Origin of the sequence: Prolixibacter sp. NT017, assembly GCF_009617875.1 — a bacterium.
Taxonomy (GTDB): domain Bacteria; phylum Bacteroidota; class Bacteroidia; order Bacteroidales; family Prolixibacteraceae; genus Prolixibacter.
The window spans coordinates 1319138-1337868 of sequence record NZ_BLAV01000001.1 but is presented as its reverse complement, the minus strand read 5'-3'; the positions used below and the strand labels follow the sequence as shown (position 1 = coordinate 1337868).

Annotated in this window: 15 protein-coding genes; 3 read left to right on the top strand and 12 right to left on the bottom strand. The window is 46.7% G+C overall.

Translation table 11 applies throughout. From position 1 onward, the window contains the following. Nucleotides 1–49: 49 nt before the first annotated feature. Nucleotides 50–706 carry a DUF6261 family protein gene (locus tag GJU87_RS05465; protein ID WP_153638591.1) on the bottom strand — a complete coding sequence of 219 codons (657 nt, stop codon included), beginning with the start codon at nt 704–706 and terminating at the stop codon, nt 50–52. A gap of 910 nt (nt 707–1616) precedes the next feature. On the opposite strand from GJU87_RS05465, the gene GJU87_RS05460 reads away from it, so the two are divergent. Further along, nucleotides 1617–2825 (top strand): DUF4861 family protein, encoded by a 1209-nt coding sequence (locus GJU87_RS05460; RefSeq protein WP_153638590.1) that lies wholly within the window; start codon nt 1617–1619, stop codon nt 2823–2825. A 70-nt stretch (nt 2826–2895) separates the two neighbouring features. On the opposite strand, the gene GJU87_RS05455 is transcribed toward GJU87_RS05460, so the two are convergent. The 10 genes from GJU87_RS05455 to GJU87_RS05410 form a co-directional block, all read right to left on the bottom strand. Continuing rightward, on the bottom strand, nt 2896–3852 hold the full coding sequence (locus GJU87_RS05455) for a mevalonate kinase (protein WP_153638589.1): 957 nt from the start codon (nt 3850–3852) through the stop codon (nt 2896–2898). Beyond that, nucleotides 3849–4925: a diphosphomevalonate decarboxylase gene (mvaD, locus tag GJU87_RS05450; protein ID WP_153638588.1), complete on the bottom strand. Its 1077-nt coding sequence runs from the start codon at nt 4923–4925 to the stop codon at nt 3849–3851. The genes GJU87_RS05455 and mvaD overlap by 4 nt, the downstream gene beginning before the upstream one ends. Continuing rightward, complete coding sequence (locus tag GJU87_RS05445) at nt 4918–5853, bottom strand: GYDIA family GHMP kinase (RefSeq protein WP_153638587.1); 936 nt, start codon at nt 5851–5853, stop codon at nt 4918–4920. Before GJU87_RS05445 ends, mvaD begins: the two co-directional genes overlap by 8 nt. Continuing rightward, nucleotides 5846–7168, bottom strand: a complete 1323-nt coding sequence (locus GJU87_RS05440; RefSeq protein ID WP_153638586.1) for a hydroxymethylglutaryl-CoA reductase — start codon at nt 7166–7168, stop codon at nt 5846–5848. The genes GJU87_RS05445 and GJU87_RS05440 overlap by 8 nt, the downstream gene beginning before the upstream one ends. After that, nucleotides 7165–8175 carry a type 2 isopentenyl-diphosphate Delta-isomerase gene (locus GJU87_RS05435; protein WP_153638585.1) on the bottom strand — a complete coding sequence of 337 codons (1011 nt, stop codon included), beginning with the start codon at nt 8173–8175 and terminating at the stop codon, nt 7165–7167. Before GJU87_RS05435 ends, GJU87_RS05440 begins: the two co-directional genes overlap by 4 nt. 27 nt (nt 8176–8202) lie before the next feature. Then, nucleotides 8203–9351 (bottom strand): acyl-CoA dehydrogenase family protein, encoded by a 1149-nt coding sequence (locus GJU87_RS05430; RefSeq protein WP_153638584.1) that lies wholly within the window; start codon nt 9349–9351, stop codon nt 8203–8205. A gap of 2 nt (nt 9352–9353) precedes the next feature. Further along, entirely contained in the window at nt 9354–11348 is a 1995-nt protein-coding gene (locus GJU87_RS05425) for a biotin carboxylase N-terminal domain-containing protein (RefSeq protein ID WP_153638583.1), read from the bottom strand. Continuing rightward, the gene (locus GJU87_RS05420) at nt 11348–12136 is read right to left on the bottom strand and encodes an enoyl-CoA hydratase-related protein (protein ID WP_153638582.1); all 789 of its coding nucleotides are present in this window, start codon (nt 12134–12136) and stop codon (nt 11348–11350) included. The genes GJU87_RS05425 and GJU87_RS05420 overlap by 1 nt, the downstream gene beginning before the upstream one ends. A gap of 86 nt (nt 12137–12222) precedes the next feature. Beyond that, nucleotides 12223–13794: a carboxyl transferase domain-containing protein gene (locus GJU87_RS05415; protein WP_153638581.1), complete on the bottom strand. Its 1572-nt coding sequence runs from the start codon at nt 13792–13794 to the stop codon at nt 12223–12225. Nucleotides 13795–13975: 181 nt separating this feature from the next. Continuing rightward, nucleotides 13976–15286 carry an MFS transporter gene (locus GJU87_RS05410; protein ID WP_194831452.1) on the bottom strand — a complete coding sequence of 437 codons (1311 nt, stop codon included), beginning with the start codon at nt 15284–15286 and terminating at the stop codon, nt 13976–13978. A 293-nt stretch (nt 15287–15579) separates the two neighbouring features. Here GJU87_RS05410 and GJU87_RS05405 point away from each other — a divergent pair, with 293 nt between their 5' ends. Together GJU87_RS05405 and GJU87_RS05400 are read left to right on the top strand one after the other, a co-directional pair. Next, nucleotides 15580–16671: a sensor histidine kinase gene (locus GJU87_RS05405; RefSeq protein WP_153638579.1), complete on the top strand. Its 1092-nt coding sequence runs from the start codon at nt 15580–15582 to the stop codon at nt 16669–16671. Nucleotides 16672–16761: 90 nt separating this feature from the next. Continuing rightward, nucleotides 16762–17490: a LytTR family DNA-binding domain-containing protein gene (locus tag GJU87_RS05400; RefSeq protein WP_153638578.1), complete on the top strand. Its 729-nt coding sequence runs from the start codon at nt 16762–16764 to the stop codon at nt 17488–17490. Here the strand turns inward: GJU87_RS05400 and GJU87_RS05395 are convergent, their stop codons facing one another. Further along, complete coding sequence (locus GJU87_RS05395) at nt 17491–18729, bottom strand: hypothetical protein (RefSeq protein ID WP_153638577.1); 1239 nt, start codon at nt 18727–18729, stop codon at nt 17491–17493. It abuts the gene before it with no gap. Between the last annotated feature and the right edge of the window lie 2 nt (nt 18730–18731).

Genomic DNA, 18731 nt, shown 5'->3' with positions numbered 1-18731 from the left:
CATCTTTTCAGACCTTCAGGGTTTTTAAAACCCTGAAGGTCTCTTTTCATTAAAACCGGCTAACTTCCACTTCCAGTTGTTTCACCAGTTCGTTCAAACCGCTGTTCCCGGTTACTTCGGCCTGCATCGGCAGAAAGGTGAGCAGTTTGCGCAGGGCTTCCTCCAGCCCGGGACGGACCGATGTGGCAGCATCCACCTCATCGGCATTCGATTTTTGTGCGTTATAAGCCCGCAGCGTGGTTTCGAAATCGGTGTTGGCATCCTTCAGCAACGACAGCCATTCATCGGCGTGCATGGCAGCTAAATCGTCGGTAAACCCCGATTCGAGCGTCTCGGTTAAATTATGGATAATAGCCGACTCCGCTTCATAGCTCTGCTTAACGACCTGCTTCCCGTACTTATCAATCTCGTTCAAAATGGGTGTTGCCTTTGCCCCCAGTAACGGGTGCCGCAGGTAGTTCTTCACATGAATACGCAGGGCCGACCACATCCGGTCGCGGAAACTGTCTTTTTCCGCAATCTCGGCAGCACTTAGCACCGACTTTTCCATTGCGGCTTTGTATTCGGCATAAGCTTCCTCAAAGCGGCCAAAGTAAAAGTCGATACCCATTTCTTCGGTTTTCACCGATAAAATCAATTCATAAATCCGTTTACACAAGGTAAACAGGACATTGTTCTTCAAACCGGATAATGCAATTTCAATCATAATTCTAATTGTTTTTATTGAAGTTTGGTTATATACTAATCGGGATGTTATTCCCGACCACTGTTTTCAGTGCAACCTCCCCTCCGGAACGTTGCCGGAAAAAATCGGCAGTTCATCCGACCCTCAGGAACGTTGCCGGAAAAAACCGGCAGCTCACCCGACCCTCAGGAACGTTGCCGACAAAAACCGGCAGCTCACCCGACCCTCAGGAACGTTGCCGACAAAAACCGGCAACTCATCCGACCCTCAGGAACGTTGCCGACAAAAATCGGCAACTCATCCTACCCTCAGGAATGTCGCCGACAGAAATCGGCAGCTTATCCGACCCTCCGGCGAGTCAAAAACACAAGATGCCGGTATATCCGGTTGATTTTGGCTATCGTTTTATCTATAGCTTTTTCAAAGCCGGGTTATGCGCCGATCGTTCTCTCTTGTTACCACGAAAAACTACATGCTAAGTTGTCTGTCCCATGCCGGCGGGTTTGCCGGCTCTTCAAAATTTCAACAATCAACTTAAGTATTATATCGTTAAGAATCAATTAAAATAGAGGACATGCAGGGCCCATATGGTATCCGGCTACCGCGAAAAATACCGCAATGCTACGTATCGCCGGTCAATATTCGACTCTTTCGGGCTACCGGATAGGTATTATATCACGGTTTGTTAACCGGAATGATACCGTACCCGGATAGCGATTTCCCGGTAGGAGAATTCACCGGAAGGTGTACCACTTTTCGTGAAATGAATGAGACGAAGATGTAATTTATACACTTTCTCCCCCCACAATGGCCCGAAAATTCTACCTTTATGACTCCGGAATTTTTTATCATGCCCCTGAAAGCCGATCACGCTTTGTGACATAGTCAACACTAAAAAAGATAAACGGAACCGATAATACAATTCAAACAGATGAAAATCAATCGACAAAAAAAACTGATTTACTGGCCGCTACTCTCTCTGTTCCTGTTAGCAGGTTGCAACTCAAACACGGTCCTCAAAAAAGAAGTTCACGTGAAGAATACGCTGGATTTCAACCGCATTTCGGAAACGGTATCCATTCCCATGACGAAACTAAAAGATTTAACGGCTAAGTATTCGCCGAAAGATCTTTTGGTGCTGGATCCGTCGAGCGGAAATTACCTGGTTCGGCAGCTGATTGACGAAAACCAGGATGGTCAACCCGACGAACTGCTTTTCCAGGTGAGCATCAAAGCCAACGAAGAAAAAACGTACCAGATTATTGGCAGAGAAAACGGTGCCGAAGAACAACCACACAGCAAATACACGACCTTCTCCAGGTTCGTTCCCGAACGAATTGATGACTACGCCTGGGAGAACGATAAAGTAGCTTTCCGGACATTTGGCCCAAAAGCACAGCAACTTACCGAAGAACACAAGCCCGGCGGCACACTGACCAGTGGCATCGACCTTTGGTTCAAGCGAGTTAAATACCCGATTATTGATGAATGGTACGCAGGCGCCGTCGATAGTGTCGATTACTATAACGTTGATCGTGGAGAAGGATGCGATGCCTACCATGTTGGCTCGAGTCGCGGCGATGGGGGTATTGGCGTTTGGCAAGATGATAGCCTGCATGTTTCGAAAAATTTTGTCAGCTACAAGACCATTGCCCGGGGACCAATTCGTACCGTTTTTGAGTTGACCTATGCACCGTGGAGTGAATACAGGATTCACGAAACAAAACGAATTTCACTCGATTTGGGCTCGAACTTCTCCAAATTTGTTGTATCGCTGAAACCCGAAAAACCAGTTCCCAATATCACCATCGGTATCTCGATGCACGAGCGCAAAGGAGATGTCAAACTGGAGCCGAAAGAAGGCTGGTTCCGTCAGTGGGAAAAAGGAGCCGACTCCTTTGTCGGCGAAGGTGTCGTGGTTAATCCGGCTCGCGTGGACAGCGCCTTTACCCACATCTCACCAACCCCGGACCAAAGTCAGATTATGGTCGTTACGCAGCCTAACGATTCGGTACTTACTTACTATGCCGGGTTTGCATGGGTGAAAAGCGGACAGGTAAAGTCGGTTGAAGGCTGGGACGCTATGCTACAAAAACAGGCTGAACGCATTCTGCATCCACTGGAAGTGACAATTCAGTAAACAAATAAGCAACAAAAAATTAGCGATGTACCGTTGGTAGCCGAAGAAGCACCGATGGTACATTTTCTTTTTAAGAAGGGAACCCGTTTCCGTCCACACTTTCGGGAATCATTTCGACAAAAAGACAACTGATTTCCCTTTCCCGGAAATATTTCTCGGTTGCAATGCGATTTTTGGTAAAACCAAGCAGATAACCACCGCCTCCCGAGCCACACAGCTTTAACGTAAAATCATCAGTTTCCAGGCCATACCGGAAATGCTTCCGGAACTCCACCGGAATCATGGGACGAAAATAGTCGAGCTGAAAACGGGAAATGCGTTGCAGAACCGCCTGAACCGGATCGGTTTGAGCATGCAATAGAGCGTCTACCAGTTCATCAATACCGCTTACTAATTCTTCCTCGAAAACTTCCCGAAAACCGGGCCGCTGATGCTGTTCCATAAACCAGTTAACCAAATCGCCGGTTCCGCCCTGCTGTCCGCTGTCAATTAGGAAAACAGCATATTCATCGAAAAATTTTTCCGGCCAACCGGCTTCTACGCTGATTTTATCGCGGCTTTCGATCCAAACAGGCTTTTGTACGTACGACACCAACGGATCCAGTCCAGAGCTGGTTCCGTGATAAAACGACTCGATGACCGCCATTTGCTTCCGTATCTCCGGCAACGTCTCTTCTTCCGTATCCTGACCATACCGATGATACAAAGCAGCTGTTAAAGCGCCGGAACTGCCCACTCCGTATTGATTGGGAATATTTGATTGAAAATAAAGTCCGGTAGCCAAATCATCCCGGAAGGAAGTCAAATTTAAGAAGACCGGTGCTGCTGCATTTTTCTCCAGGAAACCAAGCAATTCCGCCAAATGTTGGTTGGAAATATGAGCCGCCTCTTTCTCGGCCGGACTCATTTTCCCGACAGGAAAGGCTAACTGACCACCGTATAGATTAAACGGAAGCGCCAGTCCTTTCGAGCCCGTAATAATGCTGTACTCGCCGAATAGTAATATTTTTGCCGGGAAACGCTTCATTTAATTTCCTCTTTATAGGGGCCTTCGCCAATTTCATCATCAATCCATTGCCTGTTTTCACAGAACGGAAGCAACTCCTCCTGAATAAATTGTTGCACCATCTCTTTGTCTTCGTCGCGATAAAGCAAATGCACATTGGGGCCCGCATCCAACGTAAAACAAACCATCAAGCCTGTTTTTTCGCGAAAAGCGCGAACCGCATTGATAATCTGAAGCGATTCGGGTTGCAACAACAAACCGTCCTGCGAGGAGGTCATCAGTAAACCATGCAACGACAATGCTTCACTCTCCACCACTTCAACAAAGGTCTTCTCATCTCCGTTCTGGAGCGCCAGCATCATACAGTTCAGGTGTTTCCGGGCCTGACGGTAACGACCTTCCGCAAAAGGATGATTGCTCATCAATCCATGACCAGCAGAACTTGAAACTTTCTTCCGGTCGGAATTAACAATCAAAATGGCATCCCGCAAATTTTGCCATTGTTCGGGAATGTCCTGCTCCAAAGGCGACGCATATCGGTCGGAAGAATCGGGCAACAAACCGTCTTCCCCCCAGGTGACCCAACCGCCATACACCGAGCGACAGGCACTCCCCGACCCTAACCGGGCCAGATGCGACGCACGACGAGACAAATCCTGAGTGGGAGGTTTTCGCAGTCCCATCTTTTTTTCCATATCGACTAAACAGAGCGTAATCGCACTCATCGAGGACGCCGAAGAAGCAATTCCGGTTGAGTGCGGAAAGGTGTTCGTACTTTGAAATTCCAGCTCAAGGCTTGTTAAATAGGGCATCTCCGGGAGTAATCGCCGTAAATAATTAGCCACTTTCCTTTCGAAAGCCTCATTCCGCTCTCCATCGAACCAATAAGCAACTTTCAAATCCTCGGAATCCGGCACGGGTTCATCAAGCCTCCGGTAACGAAGCTTTGTTTTAGTGACCGAATTCTTCAACGTCAAACTCAACGACGGGTTATTGGGCAATTGCTCGCCATGCTTTCCCCAATATTTAATCAAGGCAATATTTGAAGGACTAACCCACGTAGTCTCTTTCCAGTCACTCTTTTTATCAGCCATATGAAATCATTTCGTTAAACGGAAGAACGGTTTCATATCCCCGCTCTCCAAACCATTTTCTCACTTCCTCTTCCGGCCACTTAGTCGCTGCCAGAATGAAATCGCCTCCCCATGCTCCCAACGACTTGATACACCCCTCAAAATCGGAAAAGAGTCTTTCCTTCACAGGAATTTGCCCTGTCATTCCGCCGACCAGCTTTTCATGCTCATCCATCAAGGCACAAAAGCTATCCAAATCATCAGCCGCAGCAGTTTCGCCTGCAATCGACGAAATCCTCTCCAGTATCATTTCATCAACAGTTAACCCGGCAAACGCGTTTACTGCCTGCTTCGAATTTTTCTTTTCATTCAGGTACACCAACCACAAATTAGCTCCAAACGAAGGCCTGAATTTCGCGGAAATTACTTCCGGCAAATTATTCACCCTTCGATACAAAATCGGCCCTTTCGAACGGGCACACGCGACATCGTAGCCGGAACTGTGAAAGACTAGTCCATTTAACCGAAACGGGTCGCATTTGGCCCAATCGGCAATATTGGAAACCAATGAACTACTGGAACCCAATCCCCACTCGGGAAGAAATTCAAGGGTCGACCTGGCTTGCAAAGCTTCTTCCCTTTCCAGGAAACCAGCATGCAGTTTTCGGGCGGTCAGGAAAAGTTCCTTCAAAACACCGGCTTTCTGGCTATCTGTAGCTGAAATAACATCCAATGCGGGTAAACTAAAACGCGCTTCGAACCACTTCCCGGAAGGCGAAATACTTTCCCATGATAAAACGCCGGGTTCATTTCCTTCTAACACTTCCAGGTATTGCCCCAATCTGGATGGAAGAGCCAATGCCTCCGCACCACGAAGCACAGCATACTCACCCGTCAGCAACAATTTGCCGCGGGAATAAAATACTCTTGTGTTGGTTGTTTCAGCCATTGGTATTCCTGATGTGGTTCAGGTATTTTTCTACTTCTGCGTAAGCGATATTTTTAACACTGAAATATTGGGTGCATTTGCTTTTTTCTTCTGCCGTTGCTCCCAACTGATTCAGAATGTTGGTTAGGTGCATTTTCATGTGCCCTTGCTGAATGCCGACCGTTGTGAGCGATGCAACAGCCGCAAAATTATTAGCCAAACCAGCTGCCGCTGCAATCATCATCAATGTTTTTGCATCGGGATTCTCCAACAGTTCCAGCGCCAGCTTGGAAACCGGATGTGCTTTGGTCAGGCCGCCCACGGTTCCAAGTGCCAAAGGAAGCCGCAGTGTGTAACGAAACCGGTCACCGTCGATTTCGGCAAACGTCAGGCTGCGGTATTTTCCATTAGAAGCCGCAAATGCATGACCACAAGCCTCAACCGCCCGCCAGTCATTTCCGGTAGCTAACACAACAGCATCGACGCCATTGTAAATGCCTTTGTTATGCGTTACTGCCCGCGATACATCCAATTGTGCAATTTGGCTGGCCTTTTCAAATTTCCGGGCAAACTCTTCCGGCTTCAATTTTCCGCTAAACGGAGCCAGTTCGTCGATATTACATTCCACCCAACATTCCACCAGACTATCGGGCGTGTAGTTCGATAAAATCGACATGATGACACTCGCCTCGCCGTTTGTTTCCGAGTTATTCAACTCATCGACCAAAACTCCCGCCATGGTTTCCAGACACGAATTGATGAAATTTGCGCCCATCGCGTCGGCTGTTTCAAAGGAAACATCTACCTGGTAATAGTCTGCCAGTTCACTGGTTTTGTCGACCAATTCGACTGCGATGATTCCACCGCCCCGCTTCCGCATGCGAGCCGTTAAATCATGTGTAGCAGCCAGCATTTTCTCTTTCAGAAACGGGAAAGCAGCCTTCAAATCTTTCGATTCTCCGGACCAGGAAAAATGCACTTGCCCTTTTTTGACCATTCCGGATACGCGGGCCTGAAAACCACCTCGCGAAGCCCAGAACTTGGCAGCCCTGGACGCAGCAGCAATCACCGAACTCTCTTCAATCACCATCGGAACGATGTATGATTGACCGTTCACCACTACGTTGGGAACGACGCCCATGGGCATAAAGAAGTTCGTCAGGAAATTTTCGCTAAACTCTTCGAAAAGTGCTTGAGTTGACGGATTTTGATGCAAGAAATTATCAAGCACCGACCGGGAAGCCTCATCAAGTCCCAGCCGGTCCCATATTAAATCGATTCGTTGCGACCGGTTCAGTTTGGAAAAGCCACTGATAATCCGTTCGTTTTTCGTCATTCAGAATGATTTTCGTTAATCCGAAGAAATGCTTTGGCAATACGCAAACCTTTCAACTGGGCTTCCACATAATTTCTCAGCACCTCATATTCCCCCTGGCTGTATTTCAGAAAAGCAGAAGCCTGCGCATAGATAGCCGGCAATTTCGATTTTTCCGTTAGGTAGTAACCATCGAGGAAATTTTGTATACCGCCTGAAATGATCAGTTGCCGACACTTGATTTCTTCACCTCCATCTACCATTTGATTCACCGCATCGAGCATCTGCTCCGCGGACATGCCGACACGCACAAACGGCTCATACTGCTCTTTGTTCAGGTCGCTGTTGCGTTCCAGTTCGATGCGGGCAAAGTTGGTTCCGCCAAAAGCACCAAAATCAACCGCAGCCAGCGGAAGCTTCAAAAGCCGGAGTAGACTTTCCGGGCCAAATCCCTGCCCCACTTCCTTCACGATAACCGGGAACTGAACCTGCTCTAACAAGCGTTCCACCGTTTCAATCGGGGGATGCTGAATGAGGTTTCCTTCCGGCTGAAGCCACTCCTGCATCGGGTTGATATGGACAATCAATCCATCGGCACGAAGGCGTTCGACGAGCCGCTCGATTTTGTCTGTCTGCCCCTTATCCAGCAACTCTTCCACCTGAGCAATCCCCAGGTTGGTATAAAGTGGTTGTTCATCACCAATATCGATACGGACATCAAAATCGGAGAAATAGGTATCGTCATCCAACAGTTTGCGGCATGAGCCCAATCCCATTCCAAGGCCAAATTCGCCACAGGCACGCGCCAGGTTATGGTTGATGGTATTGGCCAGTTTGGTACCGCCGGTCATACTCGAAACCCAAACCGGAGCTTTTAGCTTCTTCCCGGCAAACGAAATTTCGTCCGGTTCGTCCACCGGATGTCCTGACAACATCGGTTCGTAGAAGAACCGCTCATCGGCAGCTATTCCGTTCATCTGCGATTGAAAAGCCAGCTTAATGTGATCCAGTTTGCGATCGGTGCCCATGTTTATCTGATTTCTTTGGAAAACAGTTTACGATTTTAAGACATAACGACCAATGACCATCCTCAGAATTTCGGAAGTTCCTTCACCAATCTGAAGCAAACGCTGGTCACGATAGAAACGTTCAATATGATTTTCGCGAAGCAGACCGTATGCTCCATGAACCTGAACGGACTCGTCGGCTACAAATTTGGCTACTTCCGAGCAGTACAGTTTCGACATGGCTGCTTCTTTACCGAAAGGTTTTCCGGCATCTTTCAGCTGGCAAGCACGGTACAGCGTATTCCGGGCCAACTCGATGCGCATAGCCATCTCGGCCAACTTGAAAGAAACCGCCTGAAATTCAGCAATCGGTTTACCAAACTGCTCACGCTTTTTGGCATGTTTCACCGCCATTTCGAAAGCACCCTGCGCCAGACCGAGTCCCATGGCAGCAATCGACAAACGTCCGCCATCGAGTGTGGCAAGCATAATCTTGATTCCTTCGCCACGTTTACCCAGCATATTTTCTTCCGGCACACGGCAATCGGTAAATTTCATTTTGCCGTTGTCCACCGAGCGCCACATCAGCTTTCCTTTCACTGGCCAGGTTTCGTATCCGGGCGTTTCGCGAGGGACTAAAATAGCAGTCAGCTCTTTTTTCCCGTCCTTTTCACCGGTGATGGCCTGCAAGGTAATACCGGAAGCAATTTCCGATGCGCTATTCGTGATAAACATCTTGGAGCCGTTGACAACCCACTCGCCGTCGACCAGTTCGGCACGCGATGCCACACCTTTAGCATCCGAACCGGCAGTAACTTCCGTTAATCCAAACGCCCAAAGTTTCTCCCCCGTACACAAACCCGGGATATATTTCTGCTTTTGTTCCTCTGTTCCGTACGAATAGATGGGTGCAATTCCCAGTGAATTGTGGGCAGCAATGGTCGCTGCCGGCGAGCTGTCCACACGGGCCAACTCTTCCACTGCAATAATGTACGACAACGTATCGAGCCCCTGTCCTCCGTATTCTTTGGGAATGGCAATTCCAAAGAGTCCGGCTTCGCCCATTTTGCGGGCTAAATCAACAGGAAAATGCTCGTTTTCGTCATGCTCAATTGCAACAGGATGAACCTCCTTCTCTGCAAAATCTCTGATTCGCTTACGATAGTCTGCGTAGTGTTTGGGCAATAATTCGTCCATAGTTAAATATCCTCCAGAATAATTAAAGGCATTTCGTCAGTTACCTGGCTGCCAACCTCTACAGCAATGGATTTAATTTTTGCTGCTCGGGGCGATGTAACGTGGTTCTCCGATTTCATCGATTCGATCACCAGCAATATCTCCCCTTTTTTGATGATTTGATTATGTTTGACTTGAATATCGATAATCTTTCCGTGTAGCGGCGAGCGAACTACCGCTTCATTTTCTGCCGTTCCCGGCTCTTCTCCGGCAGCTTCACCATGATAATCATCCAGCAAATCGGGACTGGTCAGATGAAAATGAAAGCCATCTGAGTCCAGCCATTTTCCGGCTACCGGATGATTTGACCAGAAAATTTCGTGGTTCTTTCCCTCCAGCGAAACAGTTAAGCGCTGCGTATCCGTTTCTTTCACCGAAACCGAAAATGTTTTGTCCCCAGCCTGCAGCTGAAAATGGTTTCCATTCCGGGAATGAAAAGTAACCGAAAAAAGTTGGTCGTCAATAGCTATTTCGACCTGATTTTTTATGCGATGGAATCCTACCTGTTCCCAGGTATCAGCCGCATTGTTTTGCTTTCGCAGAAAACCAAGATACAGATAGGCTGCCAACAAAACTTCCCGTGATACATTCTCGCGATTCTGCTGTAAGCCATCCAGATGTTCCTGCAGCTGTTCGCCAATAAAGGCGGTATGTATATCGTTGTTGACAACCGAAGTTTCTTTCAACAAATGTTTCAGATACAAAAGATTGGTCTTCGGGCCATGAACCGACAGTTCTTTCAGGGCATATTCCATCTTCGCCAATGCATCACTTCGGCTTTCGCCATAAGTGATAATCTTGGCAATCAGCGGATCGAACTGGCTGCCGGCTTCGTTATCCCCATCCAAATCAGTCTCCAGCCGGACACCATTTCCGGGCAACCGGTAAAAATTAACCGGTGCAGACGACGGCGCAAACGCTTTCTCCGGATCTTCGCGATAGATACGCACCTCGATGGCATGTCCTTTCAGCGAAACGTCGCTTTGCCGGAAAGACAGCGATTCACCGGAAGCAATTCGCAATTGTTCCCGGACAATATCAATCCCTGTCACTTCTTCGGTTACCGGATGTTCCACCTGGATACGTGGGTTCATTTCCATAAACCAGAAACGACCGTCGGGTTCGACCAAAAACTCGACAGTTCCGGCACCCGAATAGTTGGTTTCCTTCCCCAGCGATAAAGCCGCATTCAGGAGTTGCTCCTGCACAGCTCCTGGAAGATTGGCAGCCGGCGCTTCTTCCACAATCTTTTGGTGATTGCGCTGCAATGTGCAATCACGCTCGAACAGGTGAACCAGGTTGCCGTGACGATCACCTAGAATCTGCACTTCGATGTGACGGGCCTTTTCTACATAGGGCTCAACGTATACCTCGCCGTTACCGAAGTAATTGGCAGCAGCACGCGATGCCTGCGTAAGTTTCCCATTTAGCTCATCAGCCGAACCAACAATCTGCATACCCTTTCCGCCACCTCCGTGGGAAGCTTTAACCAGCAATGGATACTCCAATGCTTTGGCTTCACCATTTAACTGTCCGGCTTCCAGGGTTTGACCGAGCAAAACCGGAATTCCCAGTTGGTGAGCAAACTGCTTCGCTTCCATCTTATTTCCCATCAACCTCAACACTTCGGCATCGGGACCGATAAAAATAATACCCGCTTCGGCGCAAGCTTCCGCAAAACGGTAATCTTCAGAAAGGAAACCATATCCCGGATGAATAGCCTGTGCCCCGGATTGAAGCGCCGCCTGAATCATCTTTTCGATATTCAGGTAGGTATCATTAAGCGAACCTTCTCCGAGCGACACCGACTCATCGGCCTGGCGAACATGCAACGCGCCGGCCTCCTCCTCGGAGTAAACAGCGACCGTGGATATGTGCATGGAACGCGCTGCCCGGATAATCCGAAGCGCAATTTCGCCGCGATTGGCGATTAATATTTTCTCCAGTCTCTCCATCATCAAGGCCAGTCGGGAGTTCGTTTTTCTAAAAATGCGGTAATGCCTTCCTGTGCTTCGGGAGTTACTCTCACTTCCGCCAACAGTTCGGGCATTTTTTTCATATGTTCGTCCATCGACGTTCCGTCCGATAGTTCATTGATCAACTGTTTGGAACGGACCACAGCGCGAGGTCCACCTTTCAACATCTGCTCAAGCAACTGAAGGATGAACCTATCCATATCTTCTACCGACTCGAAAACCCGATCGGCTAAACCATTTTCATATGCCTCGTTCCCATTGAAATGTCTTCCTGAGAAAATCAATTCCTTCAGCCGCGAAGCTTTCATACGTTTCATCAGCAAAGGCGTAATACTGGCGGCTACCAGTCCAAGTCGGGTTTCACTCAACGAAAAGCGGGCATTGGACACTGTATAAGCTATATCACAGGCGGCCAACAATCCGGTTCCACCACCGAATATATTACCGTATGCTGCTCCAACGACTACTTTCGAACTTCGATAGATAGCCATTAACATGTGAGTGAGCAAGCGGCTGTCCTCCAGATTTTCAGCTTCACTTAGAGTAGCTGATTCTTTCATCCAGTTCAGATCGGCACCGGCACAGAACGATTTTCCCTCACCGCGAATTACCACAAAACGGTAAGAAGGCTGTTCCTCTGCCCATTGAAAAAAACGGTGCAACTCGACAATCAGCTCTCGGTTGAGCGCATTATGTACTTCACTTCGGTTTAACCAGAGGTTCAACGTTTTTCCTTCCGGTCTCACCACCAGGGTTTGGTAATTTTCCATAGATCAATGCTTACGCAAATCAATCAGGTTATGCAAATACAGATTTCTCTGTTCATCTCTTTTTGTCAATCCTTTCAACACTAAGCCTACATACGGTAAATACCTGTTTTGGGTTCACCGAACTTCCGGTTTAGTGAAACGGAAATAGCCAATCCCAGCACACTGCGTGTTTCGGTCGGCTCAATAATGCCATCATCCCACAACCGGGAAGTGCTGTACAAAGCACGACTCTCTTCTTCGAACTGACTGACCAAATCAGGTGCGCCGCTCTTTCCGCCTTTCTTGCCGATAGACTGTAGCACCTGGGATGCCTGCTCTCCTCCCATCACTCCAATACGGGCGTTGGGCCACATAAACAGGAAATTCGGATCATACGCCCGGCCCGCCATTGCATAATTGCCGGCACCATATGAACCACCAATAATCACTGTAAAACGAGGGACATTGGCCGTAGCCACCGCATGAATCAGTTTCGCACCATTGCGGGCAATGCCCTCCTGTTCATATTTTTTTCCGACGATAAAGCCGGTAATGTTCTGCAAAAACAACAACGGAATCTTCCGGAAGTTGCATAATTCGATAAAATGAGCCGCTTTTAAAGACGCCTCCGATGTTAGAAAACCGTTATTGGCAATAATGCCTACCGGGAAACCCATTATTTTGGCAAAACCAGTAATAATAGTGGTTCCGTAACGCTCCTTAAATTCCTGGAACTTGCTGCCATCGACCAATCGGGCAATGATTTCGCGCATCCTGACCGGCTTTTTCAAATCGACAGGAGCCAGACCATACAGATCTGAAGCATTGTATAACGGTGCTTCCGGAGGTGTTACATCCAATACCTGCTTATCGGGCAATGGCAAGGTTTCGATGATACTGCGGCACTTTTTCAATGCATCAATATCATTCTCCGCCAGGTGATCGGCCACTCCCGAAATTCCCGTGTGCACTAAGGCACCACCCAGTTCTTCCGCATCCACATCTTCGCCGGTAGCCGCTTTCACCAAAGGCGGACCTCCAATGAAAATGGTTCCCTGGTTCTTCACCATGATAGTTTCATCACTCATGGCCGGGACATAGGCACCGCCAGCTGTACAAGAGCCCATCACGACTGATATCTGCGGAATTCCTTCGGCTGACATACGGGCCTGGTTGTTGAAAATCCGGCCAAAATCGAACCTATCGGGAAATAATCTCGCCTGTTCCGGCAGAAATATTCCTCCCGAATCGACCAGGTACACACACGGCAAATTGTTTTGCATGGCAATCTCCTGTGCCCTGATGTGCTTCTTCAGTGTTTCGTGCACATAAGTGCCACCTTTCACCGTTGCATCGTTGGCAATAATCACCACTTCACGACCATGAATACGACCAATGCCAGTAACAATTCCCGCTGACGGAAACTGGTTGTTATACTGATCGTATGCCGCCAACGTCGAAAGCTCCAAAAACGGAGTTTGTGGATCGATCAGCAAACTGATGCGTTTACGCGCCGGCAATTTGCCTCTGTCCAGATGCTTTTTCACCGCGGGTTCGTGCTCACGTTCAACGGTCTGACGAAGTGCTTCCCGATAGGAACTCAGCACATTCTCATACTCCCCAACCTTTTCTTTAAAGTCGGGTGACTGCTCATCTATTTCGGATCTGATCTGTTTCAAAATTTGCCGCAATATAAGAGTTTCATGTCTTAAATAAATATAAAAGTTTTTTGTTCAATAAAATTTGTACAAAAATGGAACAAAAGGACAGTTTTTTATAAACAGATATTGAAAATCACCCTCATAAATCGAGACATGAGTAACAAATTGACTCAGACCACCTCAAATGAAGTAGAACAGATTAATGAGTTTGGGGATTACGAACCCGTGTTGCCAGCAAGAAGATCAATACAGCAACGGTCAAAGAAAACATTCCGGCATGATAATAACTTCCGGTTTGTGTTTTGCTCAGACTAAAAATCAGGGGAGCAACAGCGCTGCCAAAAACAATCATCGACATATTAAGACCGGAGATAGCCCCCAGATGTTTTCGTCCGAAAAAACGGGGAAACGCTACAGCCGTAAGGACGCTGTATATACCACTGACCACTCCGTTCCCTGCAATCAACACATAGTAGGCCCATCCGTTACCAAGCAAAATCAGGCCAACCGATGCCAATATTCCTCCAGTTGCCATGATTAAAAGAAGATATTTCAGCTTGATAAAGTCACTGATGTAGTTACCAACAATGGAAACAACAACCGAAATAACGGTTGCCGGAAGAAAAATTCCCAGGGCTTTGGATTCGTCCATTCCAACCGTCTTAAAAATGGAAATGATGTGGAAGGTTAACCCTGTAATAAAAAATCCATTATACATGTTGGCAATGGAAACGCCCCAAAACGCTATTGTTTTTCGAGCCTCCTGCAACGTAAACTGTTTCCGGTCCGGCTTAGGCTTCTCGTTCTCAGCTAAAGGTTCTGTTATCTTACCATCAGGCTCCAGTCCACATATTTCCGGGTTGTCCCGAAAGAAAACCAATACAAGGACTGTAAAAAGCAATAGCAAAACGGCCAGCCAACGCCACATTCCGTCCCATTCGAACCGGTTAATTCCCCAAGCCAGAAAAAGCGGTGCCAGCGAGAAACTGAAGCTAACGAAAGCACTGCTCAAAGCATTGGCCATCCCCCGCTTGTGGTCAAACCATTTCATGATCATATTACGGGAAGCCAACGTCATGACCCCCTGTCCGGAAAAACGAATCAGAAAAAATAGAAGGCTCATAACCACTACGGCAAAATAGGACAATGGCATAAACGTAAGTCCTTTCCCCATTAAAACGATAGCCGGAGAAAACGATGCCACTATCAAAGCAAAAGCCAGCATAATGGTCGCTCCGCTCATCACCAACCGAACTCCGTAGCGGTCATACCATTTTCCCGCAAGGGTAAGGAACAGCGAACTGCCGATGGTACCAAACATGTACGCCAAACTGAGTTGATCACGGGATACGTTGAGCTCACCAATCAAATGGTCGGTGAACACGGAAACGCCCATGGTTTGTCCCGGAACGCTGAACAGCATTCCCAATGTTCCCATTAGAACAATAAACCAACCATAAAAAAAGGGCCAGCGATTGGCCTGAAACGGAATTCTTGCGTAGTTCGGCATAGAAAATAGATTAGGATGCAAAGGTATGGAATTGGATTTCTTACGTGCATTTTTTTCCATCGACAGGCCCAGCATTAACGAAAGCTTTATAAGAAGTTTACTTTAGGTATATATTCGTTTCGAAGAGAATGACTAACTGCCTATTTAAGCGGAATAAATGCGGGAATTCTGTTGAAGGAATTATCTTTGCAGTAACTACATCAAACTTAAAACGAAAACATAAAAAGCGAATAAAAGGGAACGGGAATGACAATTTTTCCGGTAAATAAAAATGCATACTTAAATTCCTGTCCATGGCAACAAAACAACAATCCGGATTCAGGTATTACTACCACATTTTAGGATGGGTCCTTTACTTCGGGCTCAACTACATGTTGTTCAATACCTACTTTATTCGTTTCAATCTACCACTTCAACTGGTGATGTGGGGTGCAGTATTCGTTATCTTTTATGTGAACTATCTGTTTCTCATTCCTTATTTCCTTTTTAAAAAGCGATACGTTCTCTATTTGACTTTCCTGGTAATTGTTACGGGAACTATACTGGCGCTAACCTACACTATCAAGATGGACATGATGCCTCCACCAAATTTCGGAGATCGATTACATCAAATGCCATTTCATTCACCCGATATCACCTTTGGAGAACACAACGCACCACCGGGCGGGCCGCGAATGCGTGGCATCTATCTGGATCTGTACAACATGCTGATGTTCATCATGGCAGCTATCGGTATTCGTTTTTTTGAATTTTGGTCGACCGAGGAAAAGCACAAAGCGGAGCAGGAACGGGCACAAGCTAAAACAGAATTATCATTGCTGAAACAACAGGTAAATCCGCATTTTCTGTTTAACTCTCTGAACAGTATTTATTCGCTGGCCTACCGGAAATCGGAACTGACGGCAGAATCGATTCTAAAGCTTTCGGATACGTTGCGCTACATGTTGTATGACGCAGAAAAACATCATATTTCGCTGAAAAATGAACTGGAGCATATCCGGAATTACATCGAACTGCAAAAACTAAGGCTGACTGGTTTGACCGATGTTCAGATGAATATCCAAGGCGTCGTCAATAACAAACAAATTGAACCACTGCTGTTTATACCATTTGTGGAAAATGCGTTTAAGTTTGGTGCCGACGGTATTCACAAATCATTTATTCATATTTTCTTCGACATACACAACGATTCCATCGAATTCCGCATCATAAATAAAGTGGTGAACGAACATCCCAACGAAAGATATAAAGGAACTTCAGGCATTGGACTATATAACACACGAAGACGTCTTGAGATTTTGTATCCTGAAGCACACCTGCTGAAAACGGAGAAAAAGAACGGATTTTTCGAAGTACAGCTAATACTCAACCTGAACAAAAGTTAAGTCGTTGCGACAAAAACGAAACACCGCCGACCGCAAAATATTCCGGGCAACCGGAAAATTAAGCTGAAAGTTAAAGTAAAACATTAGCATATGAATTGTTTGGCAATCGACGACGAACCGCTGGCCCTGAATATTATTGAAGACTATGCCAATAAGGTTCCGTACCTGAACCTCATCGACAAATGCACCAATGCTTTCGATGCGCTGAACATTATGCAGCAGCAAAAAATCGACTTGATTTTTCTGGACATTGAAATGCCGCACCTGAATGGCATCGATTTCCTGCAAAGTATTGAAAGGCGACCATACATAATTTTCACCACAGCCTACCCCGATTACGCCGTTCAGGGATTTGAACTCAATGCAGCCGATTACCTGTTGAAGCCCATCGAATTCAATCGTTTTTTGAAAGCGGTCAACAAGGTTTACGGATTATATAACCTGCAACGGGAAGATGCTGTTAGTGTAGCCCCGGCTCCTCACAGAGAAAATACCGGGACACCCGATTACTTACTGATCAAAGTGGAATATGCTACTGTGAAAGTGGAATTCAACTCGATTTTCTATATCGAAGGATTGAAGGACTATGTGAAAATTCATAACGGCAACAAACCGCTGCTGACCAAAAGCACGATGAAAAACCTCGAAGAAAAGTTACCTTCGAATATGTTTACCCGTGTTCACAAATCGTTTGTTGTCAATTTGTCGCAAATCGAGTCTATCGAAAATAACCGCATTCTCATCAACGGAAGACGTATCCCGATAGGAAGCCAGTACAAAAACTCTTTCTTCGAACTAGTCGACCGGTTCCGGTTGTGATTAGTTGTATTTCCGTTTTTGGAACCAAACATCGTTCAGGGTAAAGTTGAAGTGAATTTTCATGTAGCGCTCCCTGATGAGATTGTTATTGGTTGTTCCCGTTTGTCCGCCTTCCAGCGAAATATTGAGCATACTTCGGTTGTTCCTTAACGGGATACCGATTCCGAACGTCATTCCCATCGAATTGATGGGCTGATTATCGATAATCATATAAGAGCCGGTATAGAATCCTCCCAACCGGTAATGCATCCTTTTGAACCCCCGATCAATCAAACTGGTTCGAGGCGTATAATCGAGTCCAAGTGAATACCTGGAATTGTCCTGAGTACGAATATCCGAATTGTTGAACGAAGCCGAAGACCATTTACTCAGGGTATAATCCAACGCTGCCGAAAAACGATTGCCCTGTTGAAAGGCCAAACCTACTCCGTACTGCCCGGGCATCAAATATTTCTGGTCCGAACTGTATGTCAAAGGATAGGTTGTGCTATTATACACCAGGGTCAAATCATAAGAAGAAACCAAATTGACCTCCGGACCGTAGGTCAATCCCAGGCTATACCGGTTTTTTCCTTTTTCGATGGCGTATTGCAAACCAAAATCGGCGTAGAGATTCCGGATATACTTTTTTGTGGTAACCGTATAATCCGAAAGCGACGAGTTATCACTTCCGGTTTCCACCTGGTTAATGGAGCCAAACAAAACTGAAGTATTTACACCAATGGAAAGATTCTTCGTCAGATGAAAAGCATTGGCAATATAAAACTTGTTGATTCCTCCACTGCCTGTGAAATTCCGGTTATAGGTAGTTCTCGTCCCCTCAATTATTCCCTGGGTATCTATAGTGTAACCAACACTGCTGTAGGGTATAATCCCCAACGAGGAAGCCCACCATGAATTCACACGAAACCCAAACGCGATATAATTGAAGTTTCCATCTATTCTGTCTTGGTTTGAGCCGGAGGATTTATAATCGGTATACTTCATAAACGCTCCAAACTCGTACAAAAACGACAAACTATCAATTCCGGAATAAGAAGCAGGGTTTAGACTGTTCAAAAAAGTACCGGAAGGAAGGGCAATCCCCGCTCCGCCCATAGCCTGATTTGTCCCAAATCCGGGAGCCTCAATGGTACCGGTCCCGAACATGGAATAGGGCGAAGAGGTGATTTGCCCGTTTGCACTAAAGGTAAAGAGTGTAAGTATAAGAGAAATTAATATATGATTCTTCAGCTTCATCC

What these genes read in the sequence shown, in the direction of transcription:
- GJU87_RS05425 (WP_153638583.1), bottom strand. Translation starts at nt 11,348, where the DNA reads ATGATGGAGAGACTGGAGAAAATATTAATCGCCAATCGCGGCGAAATT.
- GJU87_RS05465 (WP_153638591.1), bottom strand. Translation starts at nt 706, where the DNA reads ATGATTGAAATTGCATTATCCGGTTTGAAGAACAATGTCCTGTTTACC.
- GJU87_RS05440 (WP_153638586.1), bottom strand. Translation starts at nt 7,168, where the DNA reads ATGACGAAAAACGAACGGATTATCAGTGGCTTTTCCAAACTGAACCGG.
- GJU87_RS05460 (WP_153638590.1), top strand. Translation starts at nt 1,617, where the DNA reads ATGAAAATCAATCGACAAAAAAAACTGATTTACTGGCCGCTACTCTCT.
- GJU87_RS05445 (WP_153638587.1), bottom strand. Translation starts at nt 5,853, where the DNA reads ATGGCTGAAACAACCAACACAAGAGTATTTTATTCCCGCGGCAAATTG.
- GJU87_RS05420 (WP_153638582.1), bottom strand. Translation starts at nt 12,136, where the DNA reads ATGGAAAATTACCAAACCCTGGTGGTGAGACCGGAAGGAAAAACGTTG.
- GJU87_RS05430 (WP_153638584.1), bottom strand. Translation starts at nt 9,351, where the DNA reads ATGGACGAATTATTGCCCAAACACTACGCAGACTATCGTAAGCGAATC.
- GJU87_RS05410 (WP_194831452.1), bottom strand. Translation starts at nt 15,286, where the DNA reads ATGCCGAACTACGCAAGAATTCCGTTTCAGGCCAATCGCTGGCCCTTT.
- GJU87_RS05435 (WP_153638585.1), bottom strand. Translation starts at nt 8,175, where the DNA reads ATGGGCACCGATCGCAAACTGGATCACATTAAGCTGGCTTTTCAATCG.
- mvaD (WP_153638588.1), bottom strand. Translation starts at nt 4,925, where the DNA reads ATGGCTGATAAAAAGAGTGACTGGAAAGAGACTACGTGGGTTAGTCCT.
- GJU87_RS05400 (WP_153638578.1), top strand. Translation starts at nt 16,762, where the DNA reads ATGAATTGTTTGGCAATCGACGACGAACCGCTGGCCCTGAATATTATT.
- GJU87_RS05405 (WP_153638579.1), top strand. Translation starts at nt 15,580, where the DNA reads ATGGCAACAAAACAACAATCCGGATTCAGGTATTACTACCACATTTTA.
- GJU87_RS05395 (WP_153638577.1), bottom strand. Translation starts at nt 18,729, where the DNA reads ATGAAGCTGAAGAATCATATATTAATTTCTCTTATACTTACACTCTTT.
- GJU87_RS05455 (WP_153638589.1), bottom strand. Translation starts at nt 3,852, where the DNA reads ATGAAGCGTTTCCCGGCAAAAATATTACTATTCGGCGAGTACAGCATT.